This window comes from Enterococcus sp. DIV2384 (genome assembly GCF_050534975.1).
Lineage (GTDB): Bacteria > Bacillota > Bacilli > Lactobacillales > Enterococcaceae > Enterococcus > Enterococcus faecalis.
On the sequence record NZ_CP172905.1, the window covers coordinates 231,803 to 254,160 of the forward strand.

21 protein-coding genes and 1 pseudogene are annotated in these 22,358 nt (G+C 38.6%); 15 read left to right on the forward strand and 7 right to left on the reverse strand.

Annotated elements, in window-relative coordinates; translation table 11 throughout:
* Positions 1-115: 115 nt before the first annotated feature.
* The 4 genes from fabF (at position 116) to IGK54_RS01230 (ending at position 3,799) form a co-directional block, all read left to right on the forward strand.
* Positions 116-1,354, forward strand: coding sequence for a beta-ketoacyl-ACP synthase II (gene fabF, locus IGK54_RS01215; RefSeq protein ID WP_002358339.1), 1,239 nt, complete (start codon positions 116-118; stop codon positions 1,352-1,354).
* A gap of 1 nt (position 1,355) precedes the next feature.
* Complete coding sequence (fabZ, locus tag IGK54_RS01220) at positions 1,356-1,790, forward strand: 3-hydroxyacyl-ACP dehydratase FabZ (protein WP_002355197.1); 435 nt, start codon at positions 1,356-1,358, stop codon at positions 1,788-1,790.
* Between the two features lie 91 nt (positions 1,791-1,881).
* Positions 1,882-2,772, forward strand: coding sequence for a hypothetical protein (locus tag IGK54_RS01225; RefSeq protein WP_002361140.1), 891 nt, complete (start codon positions 1,882-1,884; stop codon positions 2,770-2,772).
* Positions 2,773-2,830: 58 nt separating this feature from the next.
* Positions 2,831-3,799 carry a dihydroorotate oxidase gene (locus IGK54_RS01230; RefSeq protein WP_002386045.1) on the forward strand — a complete coding sequence of 323 codons (969 nt, stop codon included), beginning with the start codon at positions 2,831-2,833 and terminating at the stop codon, positions 3,797-3,799.
* 38 nt (positions 3,800-3,837) lie between these two features.
* Here IGK54_RS01230 and IGK54_RS01235 read toward each other — a convergent pair whose 3' ends face one another.
* A complete protein-coding gene (locus tag IGK54_RS01235; protein ID WP_002379038.1) occupies positions 3,838-4,485 on the reverse strand; it encodes a FusB/FusC family EF-G-binding protein in 648 nt (215 codons plus the stop codon).
* 354 nt (positions 4,486-4,839) lie between these two features.
* Between IGK54_RS01235 and efp the strand changes: the two genes are divergently transcribed.
* The 4 genes from efp (at position 4,840) to IGK54_RS01255 (ending at position 7,862) form a co-directional block, all read left to right on the forward strand.
* Positions 4,840-5,400 (forward strand): elongation factor P, encoded by a 561-nt coding sequence (gene efp / locus IGK54_RS01240; protein ID WP_002355202.1) that lies wholly within the window; start codon positions 4,840-4,842, stop codon positions 5,398-5,400.
* Between the two features lie 167 nt (positions 5,401-5,567).
* A complete protein-coding gene (locus IGK54_RS01245; RefSeq protein ID WP_010816990.1) occupies positions 5,568-5,705 on the forward strand; it encodes a hypothetical protein in 138 nt (45 codons plus the stop codon).
* An 89-nt stretch (positions 5,706-5,794) separates the two neighbouring features.
* Positions 5,795-6,712, forward strand: a complete 918-nt coding sequence (locus IGK54_RS01250) for a PLP-dependent cysteine synthase family protein (protein ID WP_002361143.1) — start codon at positions 5,795-5,797, stop codon at positions 6,710-6,712.
* A 13-nt stretch (positions 6,713-6,725) separates the two neighbouring features.
* Positions 6,726-7,862: a cystathionine gamma-synthase gene (locus IGK54_RS01255; RefSeq protein WP_430603116.1), complete on the forward strand. Its 1,137-nt coding sequence runs from the start codon at positions 6,726-6,728 to the stop codon at positions 7,860-7,862.
* A gap of 36 nt (positions 7,863-7,898) precedes the next feature.
* Here the strand turns inward: IGK54_RS01255 and genA are convergent, their stop codons facing one another.
* The 3 genes from genA to genR all read right to left on the reverse strand — a co-directional run bounded on the left by genA (position 7,899) and on the right by genR (position 11,625).
* Positions 7,899-9,329 (reverse strand): 6-phospho-beta-glucosidase GenA, encoded by a 1,431-nt coding sequence (genA, locus tag IGK54_RS01260; RefSeq protein ID WP_002355206.1) that lies wholly within the window; start codon positions 9,327-9,329, stop codon positions 7,899-7,901.
* 26 nt (positions 9,330-9,355) lie between these two features.
* A complete protein-coding gene (genB, locus tag IGK54_RS01265) occupies positions 9,356-10,690 on the reverse strand; it encodes a PTS sugar transporter subunit IIC (RefSeq protein ID WP_002355207.1) in 1,335 nt (444 codons plus the stop codon).
* 173 nt (positions 10,691-10,863) lie between these two features.
* Complete coding sequence (genR, locus tag IGK54_RS01270) at positions 10,864-11,625, reverse strand: transcriptional regulator GenR (RefSeq protein WP_002362941.1); 762 nt, start codon at positions 11,623-11,625, stop codon at positions 10,864-10,866.
* 198 nt (positions 11,626-11,823) lie between these two features.
* Between genR and IGK54_RS01275 the strand changes: the two are divergent.
* The 6 genes and pseudogenes from IGK54_RS01275 to IGK54_RS01300 all read left to right on the forward strand — a co-directional run bounded on the left by IGK54_RS01275 (position 11,824) and on the right by IGK54_RS01300 (position 18,396).
* Positions 11,824-12,416 (forward strand): annotated as a pseudogene (locus IGK54_RS01275) (dihydrofolate reductase family protein).
* 131 nt (positions 12,417-12,547) lie between these two features.
* Positions 12,548-13,915 (forward strand): TrkH family potassium uptake protein, encoded by a 1,368-nt coding sequence (locus IGK54_RS01280; RefSeq protein WP_002379039.1) that lies wholly within the window; start codon positions 12,548-12,550, stop codon positions 13,913-13,915.
* 20 nt (positions 13,916-13,935) lie between these two features.
* Positions 13,936-15,099 (forward strand): cation:proton antiporter, encoded by a 1,164-nt coding sequence (locus IGK54_RS01285; RefSeq protein WP_002355211.1) that lies wholly within the window; start codon positions 13,936-13,938, stop codon positions 15,097-15,099.
* A gap of 126 nt (positions 15,100-15,225) precedes the next feature.
* The gene (locus tag IGK54_RS01290; RefSeq protein ID WP_002379040.1) at positions 15,226-15,666 is read left to right on the forward strand and encodes a CopY/TcrY family copper transport repressor; all 441 of its coding nucleotides are present in this window, start codon (positions 15,226-15,228) and stop codon (positions 15,664-15,666) included.
* A gap of 15 nt (positions 15,667-15,681) precedes the next feature.
* The gene (locus tag IGK54_RS01295; protein ID WP_002379042.1) at positions 15,682-18,168 is read left to right on the forward strand and encodes a heavy metal translocating P-type ATPase; all 2,487 of its coding nucleotides are present in this window, start codon (positions 15,682-15,684) and stop codon (positions 18,166-18,168) included.
* A gap of 21 nt (positions 18,169-18,189) precedes the next feature.
* The gene (locus IGK54_RS01300) at positions 18,190-18,396 is read left to right on the forward strand and encodes a heavy-metal-associated domain-containing protein (protein WP_002370181.1); all 207 of its coding nucleotides are present in this window, start codon (positions 18,190-18,192) and stop codon (positions 18,394-18,396) included.
* Positions 18,397-18,440: 44 nt separating this feature from the next.
* Here the strand turns inward: IGK54_RS01300 and IGK54_RS01305 are convergent, their stop codons facing one another.
* On the reverse strand, positions 18,441-19,811 hold the full coding sequence (locus tag IGK54_RS01305) for a PH domain-containing protein (RefSeq protein WP_010711928.1): 1,371 nt from the start codon (positions 19,809-19,811) through the stop codon (positions 18,441-18,443).
* Positions 19,811-20,200: a GntR family transcriptional regulator gene (locus IGK54_RS01310; protein ID WP_002358356.1), complete on the reverse strand. Its 390-nt coding sequence runs from the start codon at positions 20,198-20,200 to the stop codon at positions 19,811-19,813. The genes IGK54_RS01305 and IGK54_RS01310 overlap by 1 nt, the downstream gene beginning before the upstream one ends.
* 149 nt (positions 20,201-20,349) lie before the next feature.
* On the opposite strand from IGK54_RS01310, the gene IGK54_RS01315 reads away from it, so the two are divergent.
* Positions 20,350-21,678 (forward strand): aminopeptidase C, encoded by a 1,329-nt coding sequence (locus IGK54_RS01315; RefSeq protein WP_002358357.1) that lies wholly within the window; start codon positions 20,350-20,352, stop codon positions 21,676-21,678.
* A gap of 43 nt (positions 21,679-21,721) precedes the next feature.
* Here the strand turns inward: IGK54_RS01315 and IGK54_RS01320 are convergent, their stop codons facing one another.
* Positions 21,722-22,342: a flavin reductase family protein gene (locus IGK54_RS01320; protein WP_002379044.1), complete on the reverse strand. Its 621-nt coding sequence runs from the start codon at positions 22,340-22,342 to the stop codon at positions 21,722-21,724.
* Between the last annotated feature and the right edge of the window lie 16 nt (positions 22,343-22,358).

Consider the following 22,358-nt stretch of genomic DNA (forward strand, 5'->3'; position numbering starts at 1 on the left):
AATTATTAACCAAAATACTTTGAAAGTCAAACTATTTTTCTTATTTTTTGAGAAAAAGTGCTGGAAACCGCATGAAATAATAGTTTGATAATCAAAATAAACTCGGAGGTACAGTATGAAAAGAGTGGTCATAACCGGCATGGGTGCCGTAACACCATTAGGCAATACCGTAAAAGAATTTTGGCATAATCTAGTGGATGGCAAGCTAGGAATTGGCAAAATTACTAAATTTGATTCTGAAGATACTGGGGTGGCTTTGGCTGGTGAAGTGAAAGAGTTTGACCCAAGTGCTGTTTTAGAACGCAAAGAGCAAAAAAGAATGGACTTATTTTCTCAATATGGCTTGGTCGCTGCTTTAGAAGCGTGGGAAATGAGTGGTTTAACAGAAGCAACGATTGACCCGACTCGTTTAGGTGTGATTGTCGGTAGTGGGATTGGCGGGATGACTACCTTACAAGACCAAGTACGGGTAATGGATAAAAAAGGCGCAAAACGCGTAACACCATTTTTCGTGCCCATGGTAATTGCTAATATGGCAGCGGGAAATATTTCGATTCGTCTAGGTGCAAAAGGACCTTCTCAAACTATCGTGACTGCTTGTGCTTCTGCGACGAATGCGATTGGTGAAGCTTTTCGCACGATTAAATATGGTCTAGCGGACATGATGGTAACTGGAGGGACAGAAGCCACAGTATGTGAAATTGGGATTGCAGGCTTTGCAGCATTGAATGCTTTAAATACAACAGAAGATGCGACTCGGGCTTCGATTCCTTTTGATAAAGAACGAAAAGGTTTTGTGATGGGTGAAGGCGCAGGAATGCTGGTTTTAGAAGAACTCGAGCATGCACAGAAACGTGGCGCAACTATCTACGGCGAAATTGTTGGATATGGCAGCAACTGTGATGCTAGCCACATGACCGCTCCTTTAAAAGACGGTAGTGGCGCGGCGGCTGCGATGGAAATGGCGATTGCAGAAGCAGGGATTACACCGGAACAAATTGGGTATATCAATGCTCATGGTACGTCAACCCCAGCGAATGACGCTGCGGAAACAACGGCCATCAAACGTGTCTTTGGTGAGCGAGCATCGCAAATTCCAATTTCAAGTACAAAGAGTATGACTGGACATTTATTGGGCGCGGCTGGCGGTATCGAAGCGATCGCTTGTGTGCAAACATTGCAAGAAGGAAAAGCTCATCCGACAGTAGGCTACCAAGTTGCTGATCCAGATTGTGATTTAGATTATGTCACAGAAGGTGCACGTGACATTACAGCGGACTATACAATTAGTAATTCGTTTGGCTTTGGTGGCCATAATGGTGTAATTTGCTTGAAGAAATGGGAGGAAAACTAGTATGAAAAAAGTAATGACTGCAACAGAAATTATGGAAATGATTCCTAATCGCTATCCGATTTGTTATATTGATTATGTGGATGAAATTATTCCAAATGAAAAGATTATTGCAACAAAAAATGTAACAATTAACGAAGAATTTTTCCAAGGACATTTTCCTGGAAATCCAACAATGCCAGGCGTTTTGATTATTGAAGCATTGGCACAAGTAGGTTCGATTTTAATCTTAAAAATGGATCAATTTGAAGGTGAAACAGCCTATATTGGCGGTATCAACAAAGCCAAATTCCGTCAAAAAGTGGTCCCTGGTGATGTCTTGAAATTACATTTTGAAATCGTCAAATTACGTGACTTTGTCGGCATCGGCAAAGCGACTGCTTACGTGGAAGATAAAAAGGTCTGCGAATGTGAATTGACGTTTATTGTGGGACGATAAAAAGATAATTAGAAAGAGCAAGCGGTGAAGGCTTGCTCTTTTTTTGTTCTGGTATGATAAAATTAATAAAAAAAGGTGCTGGAGGTAAATTATGTTGAAAAACTTACAACCTCAATTTTTTAAACAAACAGTTATCTATGGTTTGTTATTTGTCTTTTGGGGAACGCTTAACTATTTTTTTGAGAGTATTCCTAAAGGACTAAATCGTATAGTTTTCGGTATTTTGTCGTTTACTTATATTTTTTTGTATATGAAAAATAGAAAGAGTGTTTCAGGGAATAAAGGGGACTTGGCAATATGGATTTTAATTATTTCGGGATTTTTTGCATTGGTAGATGTTACTTATTATTTAAATATACGCGGCAAAATTACGCTATATTTCAGCTTAGTTTATATTTTATCAATAATTCTAATATTTATAGTATATGAACTAAAAAGTGACCCTAAGATTAAATTGAAAAATATTCTAAAAATAAGTGCTGTTGTGTATAGTTTAGGTTTTTTTGATAGAGATTGGTGGACTGTAATACCATTATTTACTGCTTTTGTTTTGTTATTTTACTCTAAAGAAGGAATAGATTACTTTGCTCAAGAAGAACTTACTGAAATAAAAATACCAAATTTTTTACAAAAAAAATGGAGAAGGACAAAATTTTTAATAGTCATATGGTCGGTAATGCTTTATAGTTCATTTGTTATTTCAGATATTTTAGAATCTTGTGGCTGGATTAATAAAATTAGTTTATATTTTTTTCCAGAAGACTCGCTAGAATTTTACAGAATCTGGTTTAGTAAAGGGTTAATACGTTTATGTATCTTAGGAATAATATATATTTTAGGAAAAAAATATCTGTTGAAATTTAAACCTGTAAACACATTAATAGAACTTTATAAAGAAGTGGCTAGAACAAATGAAACAGAGTTTAAAAGAAATACAAAAAAACACCAAATACAAAAAAATGCTCGTCGCAAATATAAATAACACTAACGCAAAAAAACATGCTATAATCATAAAAAGCTTATGTGAAGGTGGTAAGCTTATGAGTAAAACAATTTACAGGAGGGTTTTTCTTTTGGATATTTCAGTAGAGTTTTCGGGACATAAATTGGCGAATGTGTTAATGAACGCATCAGGTATTCATTGTATGACAATTAAGGAAATGGACGAGTTAGCGGCTTCTCAAGCAGGTGCTTTTGTCGCTAAGACGGCAACACCTAATCCTCGTCAGGGCAATGAGGAACCACGGTATTTTGATACACCATTAGGAAGTATTAACTCAATGGGCTTGCCTAATTTAGGGATTGATTATTATTTAGATTATCAGATTGCACGTCAAAAGGAATTTCCTGAGGAGTTACGCTTTTTATCTGTATCTGGTATGAATTATGAGGAAAATATCGCTATTTTAAAAAAAGTGCAAGAAAGTGAATACACAGGAGTGACAGAATTTAATTTGTCTTGTCCCAATTTGCCTGGTAAACCGCAAATTGCTTATGATTTTGAATTAACAGAAAAGCTTTTAACAGAAGTTTTCCAATTTTTTACTAAACCATTAGGTGTAAAATTACCCCCATTTTTTGATATTGCACATTTTGACGCAATGGCTGAAATTTTAAATAAATTCCCTTTAGTATACGTGAATAGTATTAATAGCATCGGTAATGGTTTATATATTGACAGTGACAAGGAAGAAGTAGTCATTAAACCAAAAGGAGGCTTCGGTGGACTGGGCGGCGAATATGTCAAACCAACAGCGTTAGCCAATGTTCGTGCGTTTGCGCAACGTTTGAAACCAGAAATCAAAATTATTGGAACGGGCGGTATTACATGTGGAAAAGATGTTTTTGAGCATCTTTTATGTGGTGCGACATTAGTACAAGTCGGCACACAATTGCATCAAGAAGGTCCACAAGTTTTTGAGCGTCTAGCCAAAGAATTACAAGAAATCATGGCAGCAAAAGGTTATGAAAGTATTGAAGAATTTCGTGGGAAATTGAAAGAGATGTAACAAAAAAACCGTCAAGAAATTTTCTTGACGGTTTTTTGTTATTTCACAGCCTTAACATTTTCCATAAAGGCTTCCAAATATTCAGGTTGTGTTAATTGTTGGTTACAGGTGTCGCTATCATGGCAAATGTAATTGCCTTTTTTCGTATAGGTTCCGTCGCCACCTGATTTGGTGGTAGCTAGGAACATAGACACATTCGTGATTGTTTGACAGATGGAGCAAACACCTTTAACAATGGTGGGTGAAAGGGTGCCGTGGACGCCGATTAATTTATTTTCTCGATAAGCTAAGATAAATTTTTTCTGAGTCCCAGCGTCGTTCCAACCGACATAGGTATTGTTCCGTAAATCCATGTTTTCCCACTCAGGAATCTTTAACTTTTTCACTTTGCGAAAGACTTTCGTGACTTGTGGTGTTGAAGGTTCTTTAAAGGGCAACACGGTTTCTTTTAATTCGTCTAAATATTTTTCAGCACGTGCGCGTGTTAAACGACGATCCATCACTTTGTCCAACAAAATCGTAACAGCAGGGTGTTCTTCTGAAAATAACCCATTGATTTTTTCGGCACATAGGGCCTGGACAGTTTTGACAGTCGTAGCATCGTTAACAGACGTATAGGTGTTTAGTAACACAGCGACTTGTTCTTTAATTATGTTAAATTGGTAAGGTTGAATAGTTGGGTTCATGATTTTAAATTCCTTTCAAATAGACCGAGTACATACGCTGAAAGGCAATTTGTCTCACCAACGTATGCTTAGTGACAGACAACCTCATGTGTTTTTGATAAAGATAGCGTTTGACGTATCATATCATCACCCCCTTTAATGATTGATTTTTTCTATGTAAAAAGTGAAAATAATTGATGAAAGCTTGGTAATTCTAACGCAATTCAAGAAAAAAGGCAAGTTAAACTCGTTTTATTTCCCAAGTCAATGTCTGGGGAGTGATAAACTTCTAAAAAAGATACGTGATTTCCTAGATTAATCCTAGGTTATTTGCTACAATAATGAAGAATTAACCAGAGAAAAGGAGAAATTACAATGATTGCAGCAAGCGATTTAAAAGCCGGTATGACTTTTGAGCAAGACGGCAAATTAATTAAAGTAATGGAAGCTAGCCACCACAAACCAGGTAAAGGTAACACGGTTATGCGTATGAAATTAAAAGATGTTCGTACGGGTTCAACAACAGATACAACAATGCGCCCAGATGAAAAAGTGAAAAAAGCGCACATCGATACAAAACCGGTTCAATATTTATACAGCCAAGATGATATGGCTATTTTCATGGATTTAGAAACATATGAACAATATGAAGTACCAACTGCTTTAATTGAAGAAGAACTAAAATATTTATTAGAAAATATGGAAGTAAAAATTCAATTTTATGGTGAAGAAGTCATTGGTTTAACTTTACCAACAACGGTAATCTTACGTGTTGCTGAAACGCAACCTTCAATCAAAGGCGCAACAGTAACTGGTTCTGGTAAACCCGCTACAATGGAAACAGGATTAGTTGTTAACGTTCCAGATTTTGTTGAAGCAGACGAATTATTAGAAATCAATACTGCGGAAGGTACGTATTTAAAACGTGCTAAATAAGTAGCAGAAAAACAGAAGGCTAGCCTTCTGTTTTTTTGGTCTATTAATTCTTTTACCTATAAGAAAACCATTGGTGTGATAGGAAATAGCAATCGTTAGAATCGTTGACATTAGAAAATGGGAAATGGTATAGTTTGGTCAACACATGACGAAGGAGGAAATCAACCATGACGAAAAAACAAGCTAGCCTTTTTTTAAAAACGGAAAGCTGTTGTTGTATGGTGCAAAATAGTGCAGCATACTCTTTTGTGATGGGGAAAACCTCCGTTATTTCTGAAAAATTGCCTAACACGATTCCTCTCTGAATCTAGACAACCAGAAATAAACAAAAAAGGTGCTGATGCGATCAGCACCTTTTTGTTTTATGTACATGTATTAGAAGGAGGAATTCGCTATGATTGTTCAGTCAATTTTAGACACAATCGGAGCAACACCATTATTTGAATTTACAAGTGAACAATATCCTATGCCAGAAGGCACTAAAATTTATGCGAAACTAGAATATTTGAATCCAGGTGGCAGCGTCAAAGATCGGCTTGGTGTGCATCTTCTCAAAGAAGCAATGAAAACGGGAAAGATAAATCAAGCCACAACAATTATTGAACCGACAGCGGGGAATACGGGGATTGGACTTGCATTAGCTGCCAGTCAACTGGGCCTCAAGACAATCTTTGTTGTGCCAGAAAAATTTAGTCAGGAAAAACAACAGCTGATGCAAGCGTTAGGTGCTAAAATTGTCCCTTCGCCAACAGAGCAAGGGATTGTCGGAGCGATAACTAGTGCCCAAGACTTAGCCAAGGAAATTCCTAATAGTTACGTGCCGTTACAATTTGAAAATCCGGATAATCCTGCTGCTTACTACGAAGGATTAGGACCTGAAATTGTTCAAGACCTAGGCGGGAAGATTACTAGCTTTGTCGCAGGTTTAGGCAGTGGTGGAACGTTTGCAGGTGTTGGCAGATATCTCAAAGAACAAAATAGTAAGACGCAATTATGGGGCGTGGAGCCAGAAGGTTCAATTTTAAATGGCGGACCTGCACACGGACATGAAATCGAAGGCATTGGCGTGGAGTTCGTGCCGCCTTTTCTTAAACAGATTCCTGTGGACGGCTTTTATACCATTTCAGATGAGGATGGTTTTTTCTGGGTCAAACAATTAGCCAAGAAAAGCGCTTTGCTGGTGGGAAGCTCCAGCGGCGCAGCGTTTGCGGCGGCATTAAGAGAGGCGCGCCGCTTACCAGCAGGCAGCACAATTGTAACTATTTTTCCTGACGGTAGTGACCGTTATTTATCAAAAAATATTTATTCTTAGGAGGAAAACTTTTATGAAATTCAATACCAAATTAATTCATGGCGGCATTAGTAAAGATGCAACAACAGGTGCAGTGAGTGTTCCTATTTATCAAACATCAACCTTTGAACAAAATGGCGTGGGCCAGCCAAAAGAATATGAATATTCTCGTTCAGGTAATCCCACACGTCACGCGTTAGAAACCTTAATTGCTGAGTTAGAAGGTGGGAGCCATGGCTTTGCGTTTAGCTCAGGCTTAGCTGGTATTCATGCAATCATTTCTATGTTTGGACCCGAAGATCATATTTTATTAGGTGACGATGTCTATGGGGGGAGTTTCCGTTTATTGGATAAAGTATTTGTAGCAAATGGGTTAAGCTACACGATTGTAAACGCCAGCGACGTATCAACAATTGAAGCCGCAATTCAGCCAAATACAAAAGCCTTGTTTTTGGAAACACCAAGTAATCCACTGTTAAAAATTACAGATATTGAAGCGGCAGCTAAGCTTGCTAAAAAACATCAGTTGTTAACCATTGTCGATAATACATTTGCGACGCCTTATTTTCAACGGCCGTTAGCGTTAGGTGCTGATATTGTGGTTCACAGCGGGACAAAATATTTAGGGGGCCATAGTGATGTAGTCTCTGGTTTAGTCGTAACGAATCATCCAGAAAGCGCAGAAAAGATTGCCTTTTTACAAAATGCGATTGGCGCTGTTTTAGGACCGCATGATAGTTGGTTGGTCCAACGTAGTTTAAAAACATTAGGCGTCCGGATGGCAGCGCACGCCCAAAATGCTCAAAAAATTGCAGAATTTTTAGAAGCGCATCCAGCGGTAGCAACGGTGTATTATCCAGGACTAGCGAGTCATCCTGGTCACGAAATTGCGCAAAAACAGATGTCGGGATTTAGTGGCATGATTTCTTTTGAATTAGCCAAGGATGAGCAAGTCGTTCCTTTCGTAGAAGCGTTGGAAATTTTTACTTTAGCGGAAAGTTTAGGTGGCGTAGAAAGTTTAATTGAAGTACCTGCCATTATGACTCACGCATCTATCCCCAAAGAAAATCGTGAAGCCGTGGGAATTAAAGATGGACTCATTCGTTTATCTGTAGGAATTGAAGCAGTCGAAGATTTATTGGCTGATTTAGAAAAGGGATTACAAGCATAAACAAAAGGCCTTCGTCTTTAGACGAAGGCCTTTTGTTTATAATTCTTCTCCATTCGTAGCAATCACTTGTTGATACCAAGCAAACGATTTTTTCTTTCGCCGTTCCAACGTTCCGTGACCATCGTTGTCCTTATCTACATAAATGAAGCCATACCTTTTCTTCATTTCGCCTGTACTAGCGCTCACTAAATCGATGAATCCCCAAGGTGTATAGCCCATCAAATCAATGCCGTCATACGCAACGGCTTCTTTCATCATCTCAATATGTTCACGTAAATAAGCGATTCGGTAAGTGTCGTTAATCGTTCCGTCTGGTTCTAGCTCATCAATAGCACCAAAGCCATTTTCGACAATAAAAAGTGGTAATTCATACCGATCATTGAACCAATTCATTGCATAGCGTAAGCCCATAGGATCGATTTGCCAACCCCAATCAGATGTTGCTACATAAGGATTTCGCACCAAGTCTTTTGCTTCATTGTAGTCAAAAGTAGGGGCCTTTTCTGCACCTTTTACAGCAAACGACATGTAATAGCTAAAGCCAATATAATCAACACAGCCATTAGCTAAATCAGTTAAATCTTCTTCTGTGACATCTAATGAAATGTTTTTTCGTTTCAAATAGCATTGAATTGCACTTGGATAATGACCGCGGACATGAACATCGGTAAACCAATAACGTTTTTGCATTGCGCTAACACTCATCATCATATCCTCAGGATTACAAGAATAAGGATAAATAGGCACCATCGCAATCATACAGCCAATTTGGAAGTCGGGATTGATAGCGTGGCCAATTTTCACTGCACGTGCGCTAGCGACTAGTTCATAATGAGCAGCCTGATACATAATTGCTTCGCGGTCTTCTCCTTCCTGGTAAGCAATACCAGAGTTAGTAAAAGGTGCAAAATCTTCTTCATAATTGGCTTGGTTGTTAATTTCGTTAAAGGTCATCCAATATTTGACTTTTTTCTGGTAACGAGTGAAACAGACTTCAGCAAATTTGACAAAAAAATCAATGACCTGGCGATTGCGAAAGCCGCCATATTTTGTGACTAAATGATAAGGCATTTCAAAGTGAGACAGTGTCACGACTGGCTCAATGCCATTTTTCAAACACTCGTCAAAAAGTGCATCATAAAAACGAAGGCCTTCTTCATTGGGCGTTTCTTCATCTCCGTTAGGAAAAATTCGTGTCCAAGCAATAGAGGTTCGGAAACAATTTAAACCAAGTTCTTTGAATAGTTGAATATCTTCTTGATAGCGATGGTAAAAATCAATCGCTTCATGGTTAGGATAGTGTTCATCTGGTAAAACGCCTGCGGTAATTTTACGAGGAACGCCATGTGCACCAGCAGTCATTACATCCGCCACGCTCACCCCTTTACCGCCTTGGTCCCAGCCTCCTTCTAATTGATGAGCAGCGACAGCGCCGCCCCAAAGAAAATCATTTTTCAAAATTGACATATCGTTTCAGTCCTTTGTTCAAATTTTTATACGTTTTGTGCTTCGACTTTTTCAAGGGTTTCTTCAGTAATTGGTTGATTGGTTTCTTCTGCGTAATTAAGTGCATCCATTTTTTTAGCAAACGGTAAATAGATAAAGAAACTCATCGTTAGTACCACTACTTGAAGCAACGCTGCTTGCCAACCACCAACTAAAAGTCCAGAAATGATTGGAGGAGTAGTCCAGGGAACTTGTACCGCAGTAAAGAGAGGAACCAGTCCTGTGTACAAGGCAAAATATGTCACAACAGAAGAAACAATCGGTGTGATAATGAATGGCACAGCCATGATTGGGTTCATCACGATAGGTGTAGCAAAGACAATTGGCTCGTTAATATTGAAAACAGCTGGCCCAATTGAAAGCCGACCTAATTGCTTGAACTGAGCTGATTTGGCAAAGAAAACCATGAACACGACTAACCCGATTGTCATGCCCGCACCAGTGACCGTTAAAAATTGATCTAAAAATTGTTGTGTAACAATATGGCCGCCATTAGCCAGTGTTAAGTCTTTTCCTGATTTCAAAATTTCGGTGTTTTCTAAAGAGTTTGCTTGTAAAATAGGGCCCATGATACCGCCAACGATTGTTGACCCGTGAACACCGAAAAACCAAAAGAGCGGAATGACAAAACCTAATAGTAATGCGCCACCTAGTGAATCTGTGACTCCTTGAAGTGGTGATTGTAGCACTTCGTAAATAAAGTCAAAGAATGTCGTATTGAAGACTTTATCTAGAAGAATGAAAATTAGCATTGCACCAGTTACAATGACGCTGGCAGGAATTAACGCAGTAAAGGAATTGGCCACATTTTCTGGTACAGCTTCTGGTAATTTGATACGAATATCATGACGTAAAAACCAACTATATACAACGCCGACTAACAAACCAACAATAATAGCTGTAATCATCCCTTTGCCAGCTGTCCAATCTTTGTTGATGACATTGCCAACTACTGCGCCAGAAACCGCATCTTTGACTTCAGATGACATAAACAAAATGAAAACTACCATGGCAATCATGCCCGCTGGGAGGCCTTCAAATCCCTCGCTTTTTACATATGAGTAGGCAATACCGATGACCGCAAATAACGACATAATCGCAAAAGATGCCCCATATGCTTGATTGAAATAAACAGCCAGACCGCTTGCGTTAACCCATTCAGAAATAGCTGTAACTGGGAAATTCGCTAATAGAAGAAACACGGAACCAACAATGGTAAAAGGCATCGTGTAAAGCATCCCGTTCCGTAAGGCAGTAATTGCTTTGGTATTGACGAATTTTAGTACTGGAGGTAATAATTTCTCGTTAATCCATTCGTTCATAAAAATCTCTCCTTTGAAGAATAATATAAATGCAAATGTATCCGTTTACATATTTACTATATAAGGTTATTTGAAGAAAAAATAGACTTTTGCCTGAATGAGAAACATGTACCAAGAAAAAAAACAAAAAAGCTCATGGTGTTTTGGACAGCATGAGCTTTTTTGAAAAACAACTAGGAAGGTGTTTCATCTAGTTCCTTTAAAAGTTGACTTGCTTGATGAGCTAGGAGTTCAATTAAAGCAATGACAGGGATTTGAGTGGTTGTATTGACTGACTTATCTGCAAATGGAGAACGTTCGTCGGGCATATAATAGGAGATGTTGTAGTCAGCCAAGCGGGCAATAGTTGAATGTTGATTGTTGGTAATGCTTAGCACTTTGGCGCCAGCTGTTTTAAAATCGGTCATTTGTTTAATCATTTCATTGGTTTCCCCAGATACAGACAGAATCAAGGCTAATGTATTTTCAAATCCGCGCTTGGGGATAGGCGTAAAGGGATCAGCAATACTGTAAGAATTGATATTTAAGTTGGCAAAATAACGACTGCCATAACTACCTAAAATTCCGCTAGTACCAATGCCAGTAAAGGCAACGTGACGTGCTTGAACAATCATTTGGATTGCTGGACGAAGCATTTCGTAATAGGTTTCTTGGTTTAATTTTTTTAAAAAAGCATCGACGTGAACCGTGGCATCATAAAAATTTTCAAACGTTTGTGTTTGTTTGGCTTCTTCTTTCACTGCATATTTTAATTCGGAAAAACCAGCATAGCCCATTTTGTTACAAAATCGTAGAATCGTTGAGGTGGAGACATGACAGGAAGTAGCCAGTTGGCGAATGGTCTGTTGAGGGATTTGGTGCAGGTGTTCCAATACATAATGGTAAACGAGCATTTCTAATTCATTCAAGGTCTGAACCTTCTCTAAATCAAACAAAGTAATCCTCCTTTATATAAAAACTGAATATGTTATTTTTTTGTGTAAATCAAATAAACCAATTCTTATTTTTCTTGAAAAAAATGTAAAATAACTCAATAAAAAGTTTCTTATTTCCTATTTTACAAAAAGTAGCCCAATTATCCTAGTTTTTCTCTTTTTTCTTTTAAAAATAACAATGCGCACCCCTAGAGTTTTTTGAGAAAACAAGCTAAAATAGATAAGAAGAGAAAAGGAGGCGTTGATGTGGCACGGGAAGTAATTTTATTTATTGCAGCGAGTATTGATGGTTTCATTGCGGACAAAGCGGGCGGTGTTGCTTGGTTAGAAGAGAATATTCGTGGCGATGAAGAAGATCGTAGTTACGATGAAATGTATGAAAAAATAGACACTGTGGTAATGGGGCGGACTACTTATGATCAAGTGACACAAGAATTGTCCCCAGATGTGTATTTTTATGAAGACAAGCATTCTTATATCATTACCTCTCATCCAGAACCATCAACTGCTTCAAGAACTTTTACCAAGGAAGATCCCGTCACATTAATTCGTCGTCTCAAAGAAGAAGACGGCGCGGGAATTTGGATTGTTGGAGGCCCGAAAGTGGTTCAACCGCTTTTGGCAGCTGATTTAATTGATACCTTCATTTTGACGACAATACCACTGTTTCTGGGTGAGGGCATTGCTCTATACGAGACAATGGCTCAATCACAATCCCAGTTCGTTTAAAACAGGTTTATCAAAAAAATGAGTTGGTTTATTCGATTTATCAACGTGAAAACAAAAATTAAAAAATAATTATTCGGTTGGGCAAGTTGCTTTCAAGGTTTTGAGTTTCTCATAGGGCGAGAGGAACAAAGCAACAGTTGTCTAGCCGTTTGTGTTGTTTTTGATTGACAAAGAAATGGTAGAGGAGAAAAAAATGAAACATCAGATCAAAAGAAGGTTGTATATTTCACCTGTTCAAACAATTGTCTTAGGCTTTTTTCTATTAATTGTTGTAGGCACGATCTTATTAATGATGCCTTTTTCTGCACAAGCTGGACAAAAAACGCAATGGATTGATGCTTTTTTCGTGGCAACTTCCGCCGTCTGTGTTACAGGGCTTTCGCCTTTGAATACGGCGGAACATTGGAGTCCTATCGGGCAAGTTATTATTATGATTTTGATTGAATTAGGCGGCTTAGGCTTTTTAACCGTTGCCACGATTTTCTTTAGTTTGCTGCGGAAAAAAGCGTCACTAAGTGTACGGATGTTGTATCAAGAAGCTTTAAATGTTAGTGAAGTTTCCGGAGTTTTTCGTTTAATGAAATATATTATGAAGTTTGCGGCCATTATTCAATTACTTGGAGCCTTCTTGTTGTCCTTTCAATTTGTGCCAACATTTGGGTGGAAAAAAGGGTTGTTTTTTAGTCTCTTCCATGCCGTTTCGGCATTTTGTAATGCTGGCTTTGATTTGCTAGGGGATAGTATGGTTCCTTATCAAAATTCGCCTTATCTTTTACTAGTCATTAGCTTTTTAATTATAGCTGGTGGTTTAGGATTTATTGTGTGGCGCGATATTTTTGCAATGATTAAAGGCTATAAAAATAAAATTAAGCACCGTGTTAGTATTCATACACGCCTTGCTTTAACGGTGACCGCCACCTTTTTAGTCTTAGGGACCGTTATTTTTTACATTTCAGAATATCGCCATTTTCCAGCTGACATGTCTTTTTGGCAGCGTCTTGTCAACAGTTGGTTCTTGTCGGTTACACCAAGAACGGCTGGCTTTTATTCGGTTGATTATTTGAAAATGAGTAATCCAGGCCTGATTGTCACGATTTTGTGGATGTTTATTGGTGGCACTTCAGGATCAACCGCTGGCGGCTTGAAAACCACTACGTTTGGTGTGTTATTTTTACAATTTCGTGCAATTTTTAAAGGGAAACAGCGAGTGGAATTCCATGAACGCACAATTCCTGAGCGAGTAGTGCTCCAAGCATTTACTTTGTTCTTCTTGGCAACTTTTTTATGTGTAACTGCTTCGGTTATTCTCTCGTTTACAGAAACATTACCTTTAAAAAACGGGATTGAGTATATTGTTTTTGAAGTGATTTCTGCATTTGGAACGGTCGGTTTAACAATGGGGTTAACACCAGATTTAACTGTTTTTGGTAAACTGGTGATTATTTTTCTAATGTTCGTCGGTCGTGTGGGTGTGTACACGGTGTTATTGTCATTAATTAAGAAAGGCTTGGAAAGTCAGTCGAAAGTTCAATATCCAAAAGAATCAGTGATGATTGGTTAATAGAGAAAGAGGGAAATAGTATGGAATTTTTAGGTATTTTATGTTTGATTTTAATTACAACGACTTTAGCAGGTGTTGCTTGTAAAAGAGTAGGAATTCCTGCGGTAATTGGGCAATTGCTAGTAGGGATTGTGTTAGGTCCAGCGATGTTAAATATTGTGCATCAAGATGTGTTTGTGCATGACTTTTCAGAAATTGGTGTCATTATGCTGATGTTTATTGCTGGAATGGAATGTGAATTGGAATTATTGAAAAAATATGCGAAACCTAGTGTCATGGTCGCTATTTTGGGCATCGTTTTACCGGTTGGTTTTACTATGTTGATTGGTCAGCTGTTTGCTTTTTCTTGGAAAGAAGCTTTTTTCCTTGGGTTAGTTTTAGCAGCAACGTCGGTCAGCATTTCAGTAGAAGTATTAAGAGAGTTGAATGTTTTAAGTAGTAAAGAAGGTGCAACGATTCTTGGGGCTTCCGTCGTTGACGATATCGTGGTCGTGATTATTTTAAGTGTCGCTGTCGGCATGATTGGTGCAAGTACAGGCGGCAATACAGAAGTCAGCTTTATTGTTAAGTTAATTGAACAAGGCTTATTCTTTATTGGGATTTTCTTTTTGGTCCGCTTTATTGCTCCCTATTTACTACGTTTAAGTCAAAAAATGAACATTGGGTCGTCTGTTATTATCATGTCATTGATTATCTGTTTGGGCATGGCTTATTTGGCTGATTTAGTTGGTTTAAGTTCTGTCGTAGGTGCTTTTTTTGCAGGGATTGCTGTGGGACAAACGGATGCAAAAACAGAAATTGATTTCAATATTGAAGCTATTGGCTATGCCGTGTTTATTCCCGTCTTCTTTGCCAGCATTGGCTTATCAGTGACATTTAACACGTTAGGAAAGGATTTACCTTTTATTTTGGTAATGACGATTATGGCGATTTTAACGAAATTACTGGGCGGCGCCTGGGGAGCGAAAATGGTTGGTTTCTCCAATACAAGTTCTTTAATGGTCGGTGCTGGGATGGTTTCGCGTGGGGAAATGGCATTAATCATTGCGCAAATTGGCTACCAATCTAAATTACTTTCAGAAGCGTATTATACGAGCATGATTGTGGTAATTATCTTAACGACCTTAGTTGCACCGTTCTTATTGAAATACTTTGTTAAAAAACAAGAATCTGCGTTGCAATAAAAAAGATGAGCAGAAGTTGTTGACAAAAAAATAAAATAGCTATATGATGAGTTCAAGATAAACGACTACATTTGTAGTCGATAACCTTGAACTCTTTTTTATTGATGAAGGAGGAATTTAACGAGTATGGCAAAAGATAAATTAGCGACAATTACAGATGCAGAGTGGGAAGTCATGCGGGTTATTTGGACCCAAGGCAAGACCACGAGTCGTGAAGTGCATACACTTTTAAATGAGAAGAAAGAATGGAAATCAACGACCGTCAAGACGTTACTAAGTCGTTTAACAGATAAAGGGTTAGTTGGAACGGAGAAGGCAGGCAATAAATATATTTATTATCCGCTAGTAGAAGAACGTCAGAGCGTTGAAACGGTGGCAGATGAACTTTTAGCCAAAGTGTGCAGCCGTAAAGTTGGTTCCGTGGTGGAAACAATTTTAACAGAGAGTCAGTTGAGTTATGACGATTTGGATCGATTAGAGGAACTATTAAAAGAGAAGCGCAAGACGGCGGTTGAATCCGTCCCTTGCAACTGTATTCCTGGTCAATGCCAATGTCATTTAATTTAAAAAGGAGTGAAAAAAATGGAAAGTAAAACGTTTGATATTGAAGGGATGAGCTGTGCTTCCTGTGCCCAAACGATTGAAAAGGCTACGGCGAAGTTACCTGGGATGGCAAAGGCAAGTGTCAATTTAGCTACGGAAAAATTAAGTGTCACGTATGATCAGACGGAAGTCACAGAAGAAGAAATTAAGGAAGCTGTGTCAGATGCTGGCTACAAGGCGATTAGCCCAGCCCAGCAACGAACGTTTGCGATTGAAGGAATGAGTTGTGCTTCCTGTGCCCAAACGATTGAAAAAGCTGTGAACCAATTATCTGGTGTTCAACAAGCGATTGTTAATTTAGCCACGGAAAAACTGGTGGTTAGTTATGACGACCATCAAGTAACGAGTGCTGAAATTATCAAAGCAGTTACGGATGCAGGTTATCAAGCGACAGAAGAAGTCGCTGCAGGTGCAACAGCGGACCAAGATCGTGAAAAGAAACAAAAACATATTGCTGAGATGTGGCAACGTTTTTGGATCTCAGCGGTGTTTACAGTGCCCCTTCTTTATATTGCGATGGGACATATGGTAGGCTTACCATTGCCGGATTTTTTGAATCCAATGACACATGCGATGACCTTTGCAATGGTTCAATTGATTTTGACTTTACCCGTTCTATATGTCGGCAGAGAATTTTTCACAGTTGGTTTTAAAGCATTGTTTAAAGGGCATCCGAATATGTTTTCTTTGGTGGCTTTAGGAACCAGCGCTGCTTTTGTGTATAGTTTATATGGCACAGTCATGATATTTTTAGGAGACACAAGTTTTACAATGGCTCTTTATTATGAATCAGCGGGTGTTATTTTAACCTTAATTACATTAGGAAAATATTTCGAAGCTGTTTCAAAAGGGAAAACCTCAGATGCGATAAAAAAATTAATGGGTTTAGCGCCGAAAACTGCTCATATTTTACGTGATGGCGCAGAAATTGAAGTGCCAGTTGATGCTGTTCAGTTGGATGACATTGTGATTGTTCGCCCAGGAGATAAAATCCCTGTTGATGGAGTGATTGTTTCAGGCAGTAGTTCTGTGGATGAAGCCATGTTAACGGGCGAAAGTTTGCCTGTTGAAAAGAAAGTCGGTGATGCAGTAATTGGTGCTAGCATCAATAAAAATGGCAGCTTTCAATTCAAGGCGACAAAAGTGGGAAAAGAGACGGCCCTTGCCCAAATCATTCAATTAGTGGAAGATGCGCAAGGCTCAAAAGCGCCGATTGCACAATTAGCTGATAAAATTTCGGGTGTTTTTGTCCCAATCGTCATTGGTTTGGCTGTTCTTTCTGGCTTGGCTTGGTTCTTTTTAGGACAAGAGTCATGGATTTTCGCTTTGACAATTACTATTTCTGTGTTAGTGATTGCTTGTCCTTGTGCGCTCGGCTTGGCAACGCCGACTGCGATTATGGTGGGGACAGGTAAGGGCGCTGAAAATGGCGTTTTAATTAAAAGTGGGGATGCTTTAGAAACCACTCACAAAATTCAAACAATCGTGTTTGATAAAACAGGGACTATTACAGAAGGCAAACCGGTGGTTACAGATATTTTAGTTGCTGATTCAGCACTTTCAGAAGCTGAGTTACTAACATTAGCAGCTTCTGCAGAACAAGGATCAGAACATCCTCTAGGTGAAGCAATTGTGGGAGCGGCTAAAGAACGTCAATTGCCATTAGCAGAAGGAAGCGATTTTTCAGCGATTCCAGGTCACGGCATCCGTGTGACAGTCAACGAACGAGTCCTACTTTTGGGCAATATAAAATTAATGAAAGAAGAGGCCATCGAGCTATCAACGTTTGTTCAACAAGCGGATCGTTTGGCAGAAGAAGGGAAAACCCCAATGTTTGTGGCAAAAGATGGTTCGTTTGCGGGTATCATTGCGGTAGCAGATACTGTGAAGGATAGCAGTCAAACAGCCATTGCACGTTTGCATAAAATGGGGATCGAAGCCGTGATGATTACGGGAGACAACAAGCGTACTGCAGAGGCGATTGCGAAACAAGTAGGTATCGATCGTGTCTTAAGTGAAGTTTTACCGGAAGATAAAGCGTTAGAAGTGAAAAAACTACAAGCAGAAGGCAAAAAAGTTGCGATGGTGGGTGACGGTATTAATGATGCACCAGCACTTGCCCAAGCAGATGTGGGGATTGCTATTGGTTCAGGCACAGATGTTGCAATGGAATCGGCCGACATTGTGCTAATGCGTAGTGATTTAATGGATGTGCCTACAGCAGTTGAATTAAGTAAAGCGACCATCAAAAACATCAAAGAAAATCTTTTCTGGGCATTTGCTTATAATACATTAGGTATTCCAGTGGCTATGGGTGTGTTACACTTATTTGGTGGACCTTTGTTAAGTCCGATGATTGCAGCAGCAGCTATGAGTTTTAGTTCAGTCTCTGTCTTACTAAACGCCTTACGATTGAAAGGATTTAAACCTTCGACGGTGAAAAGAACTAGTGGAAGTCAAAAATAAAATTGAAAAGGATGAAGTGAAATGGAAAAAACAGTAAAAATTGATGGGATGAAATGTGATGGCTGTGTTCAAGCGGTCACTGAAAAATTTAGTGGAATTGACGGCGTAACGAATGTTGCGGTTCACTTGGCAGATCAAACAGCCATTGTGACAGCAGATCGTGAAGTAAGCCAAGATGAACTGAATACCACGTTGGCAGATACAAAATTTAAGGTTGTCAGCGAATAACCAAAAAACAGGGCCTACCATCATGAGTAGGCCCTGTTTTTTTGTTATGGAAGTTTTGCTTTGATTTCCTGATAAATCTTAGTCGTTTCTTGACCATCACGCGCAGTATAATAATAAACTTTCTCCCGCGTTTCTATTTTCAGAATCGGATGACTTTTTGTATAAATTAGTAAATAAGCAGGTTTTCCCGCGACTTTAAATTCTCCTGTTAAGTAACTATCTGTCGCAGCACCCATTGTGCGGATGCGTTCTTGAGGTAAGTCATCAATCAAAGAAACAGCAGTGATTTGGTTAAAAGGAATTGACCTTGTTTTTGCTAATGGGGCAGATAACTCAATTTGTTTCTTTTCAATAGTTGCTTGAAAGGCATGACTAGAAAAATCATTTATAAACATCGGGACTGTGGCAAAGAACAGCACCGCAATCGTTAAAATACCAGTAGCGGCTAGAATAATTTTCCCAGCAGGTCGTCCTAGGTTAATGGATAAATTCATACCAATGCGATCAGGAACCATGATTTTGGGGTCCTTTGGATTGATATAAATCCCATACCGCCAATATTGATCATCATCCCCATAGCGATAATCGCCAGCCTGTAAAACGAATTGATCTTGTTTTTTGCGCATTGAAAATAGGTAGTAGAAGAGAAAACCTACATAAACAAACAAAAGAATAAAGTAACAAAATGTAAGAGCCATCGCAACCGTATAATCAATTACAATTGTCAAAGTTGGTAAAATGGTTAGCGGTGCAAAAACTAAGGCGGATAAAACCATTAAAACAGACCAATGATGCCGAAATAAATCATTGATTTGCTGATTAATTTTTGAGTCGCTAGTTAGCGGTTTGACAGGTAAGCGCGCAATAAAATAATAGCCGCCAATGAACAAACTTAACATCAAAACAGTAATTAAGAAAAGAATCCAGGAACCAATCGCCGTTTGCAAGGAATAAAAGCCCCCAGCAAAAGTAAGAATAATTGCAGGTAAAAACCACCAAAATGAAATAAGTTTCTGGTTTTTATTTAAAACTAATTGCGTATCGATTAAGAGAGGACGCTTAGGTAGCAACCAGCCGTTTTGCATTTTTAAAGCGGCCATTTTGCGAATATAAACGATTTGCAGATAGTAGCCACTGCCAATAAAACTAAATAAAAGTAACAGAAAAAGGAACAATAAAATCGAATCATAAGGAATAAATAACAAAGGTAAACTAAGAACACTAAAAACGGCTGCTAGTTGAACCAAGCGTTTTTTATAACGTTTCCGGATTGCTTGAACGCTGGGATCTTGTAGTTTATCTTCTGGTAAAGTGTTTTCCAAAATAATATTTTTGTGAGGATTTGCATAAATCCCCATAGTAAATGCCATAAAAAAAGCGACAGAAACTAGGATGAAATAAAAGAATACCGCCATTATAATGCACGCCCTTTCGAATCAAAATTTTGATAAATTTTCTGAATAAGTGCTTGGATTTCTGCTTCGGATTGCTGATGTAAAAAACTTTCAGCCAACAGAAGTTCTAAACGCTCATGCAATTGCTGTTGCCAAACAGCAGTAGCAGGTAACTTTGCGGCAATTTTGGTGCCGTTACGACGGTCAGTCACAATATAACCTGATTGCTTTAACTTATTATAAGCTTTTGAAACAGTCATCATATTGACCCCGATTTCGTCCGCCAATTGTCGGATAGAAGGCAAACTTTCATTGGGAACCAGTTCACCTTTGGCAATGCCTACAATGATTTGATCAATGAGTTGCTGATAGATGGGCTGTTCGCTTTGTTCATCTATTTCTAAAAGCATCGAATCACTCCTGTCTTATTTGTGCTATCTGTATTATATATACTAATACAAAAAGAGTTGGAAAGCAAGGAATTTAGAGTAAATGGTTGTTTCTGTTTAAAGAGAAGCATATAATGAAGAAGAACGTAAAATGAAAGGACGATGAAAATATGACAGCAATTGAACCAAAATTAACAGAGAAATTCCATCAAGATTTCTTGAACAATAATAAACAAAATGCCTTACAACGTAGTGTAGTAAAAAATGGTATCAGCGCTTCAGGTGAATCTGTACAAGGAGCCGTGAATAACGTACCCGTCTTTTCAGTCGACTTAGCTACTGGAAAAGTGGCCAATCAAAAACAAAGCGGTCGCTGCTGGATGTTTGCGGCATTAAATACATTTAGACATAGAATGTTAAATGCGTTTCAATTAAAAGATTTTGAATTATCACAAAACTATACATTTTTCTGGGATAAATATGAAAAATCAAACTATTTCTATGAAAATATTATTGCAACAGCCGATCAACCGTTGACTAGTCGTAAAGTGGCCTTTTTATTAGCGACACCACAACAAGATGGTGGGCAATGGGATATGATCGTTTCAATTTTTGATAAATATGGCGTAGTGCCTAAAACGGCAATGCCTGAAAGCAGCAACAGTTCCAATTCACGTGATTTAAACAACTATTTAAATAAAAAATTACGCAAAGATGCAACAATTTTACGTAGTTTAATTGAAAAAGGCGCTTCTGCTGAAGAAGTCCAAAAAAACAAAGAAGCAATGTTACAAGAAATTTATAATTTCTTAGCAATCTCTTTAGGAACACCGCCAGAAACCTTTGATTTTGAATACCGTGACGAAGAAAAAAATTATCATTTGGATCAAAATCTAACACCGCAAACATTCTTTGAAAAATACGTTGGCGTTAATTTACATGATTATGTAAGTATTATTAATGCTCCTACAGAAGATAAACCATTCAACAAAACATACACTGTTGAAATGTTAGGGAATGTTGTCGGCGGCAAAGAAGTTAAATATTTAAATGTAGAAATGGCTGCTTTCAAAAAATTAGCTGCTGCACAATTGGAACAAGGCGAATCTGTTTGGTTTGGTTGTGATGTCGGACAATCTTCAACACGTGACACAGGAATTATGGCATTAGACGTTTACGATATGAACGATCTTTTTGATATTGATTTTACGATGACTAAAGCAGAACGTTTAGACTTTGGTGAAAGCTTAATGACACACGCCATGGTTTTAACAGGTGTTGATATCGTTGATGGTCAAACAACAAAATGGAAAGTGGAAAATAGCTGGGGCGAAAAAGTCGGTGAAAATGGCTTCTTCGTCATGAGCGATGCGTGGATGGACGAATACACTTATCAAATCGTTGTGCACAAAGATTTATTAACTGATGAACAGAAAAAAGCTTGGGAACAAGCGCCAACTGTTTTGGCACCTTGGGATCCAATGGGCGCATTAGCATAAAACAGAAAAAGAAGGCCCCCGCCGTCATGGCGGGGCCTTCTTTTTACGTTGGGCGGCGAACTTCACGGATTTCGCCCAATGTTGTATAATCATTGCCTGCTAAACGAGCAATCGGTTGGAGTTTTTCAGGTAAAATGTACTGATGTTCTTCATCAAAAACGGCTGAATCAAAATAGAAATCGGTAATTTCTACAATGAATAAATCCGTAATAATTTGACCTTCATGGTTAGCAATAGGTACATATTGATGTAAGCGAGCTTCCATCCGAATTGGCGCGGCTTTGATTGCTGGAACAGCAACAGTCTGGCTGGCAATGGTTTCAATACCGAATGTGTCAATTTCACTGATCTCTGCTGCTAAAGACGCCGAAGTCTGATTCATTTGAGTAAGAACGTCTTCGTTAACGAAATGGATGACAAGTTCTTTAGTAGCCAAGATGTTTCGTGCCGTATCTTTAGGCTCTTCGTCTGGTCGTAAAATGGACAACGTTGCTAAAGGAATTTCAGCTGCCGCCGCATTAAAGAAACTAAAGGGAGCAGCGTTGACGACACCTGTAGCTGTATCTTGTGTTGTAACCCAAGCGATTGGCCGAGGAATAATACTTCCTGATAAAAATTTATACGCTGTTTTTGCAGATAACTCGTTACTATTGTAATGAATCATAGGAACCTCCTAGAAA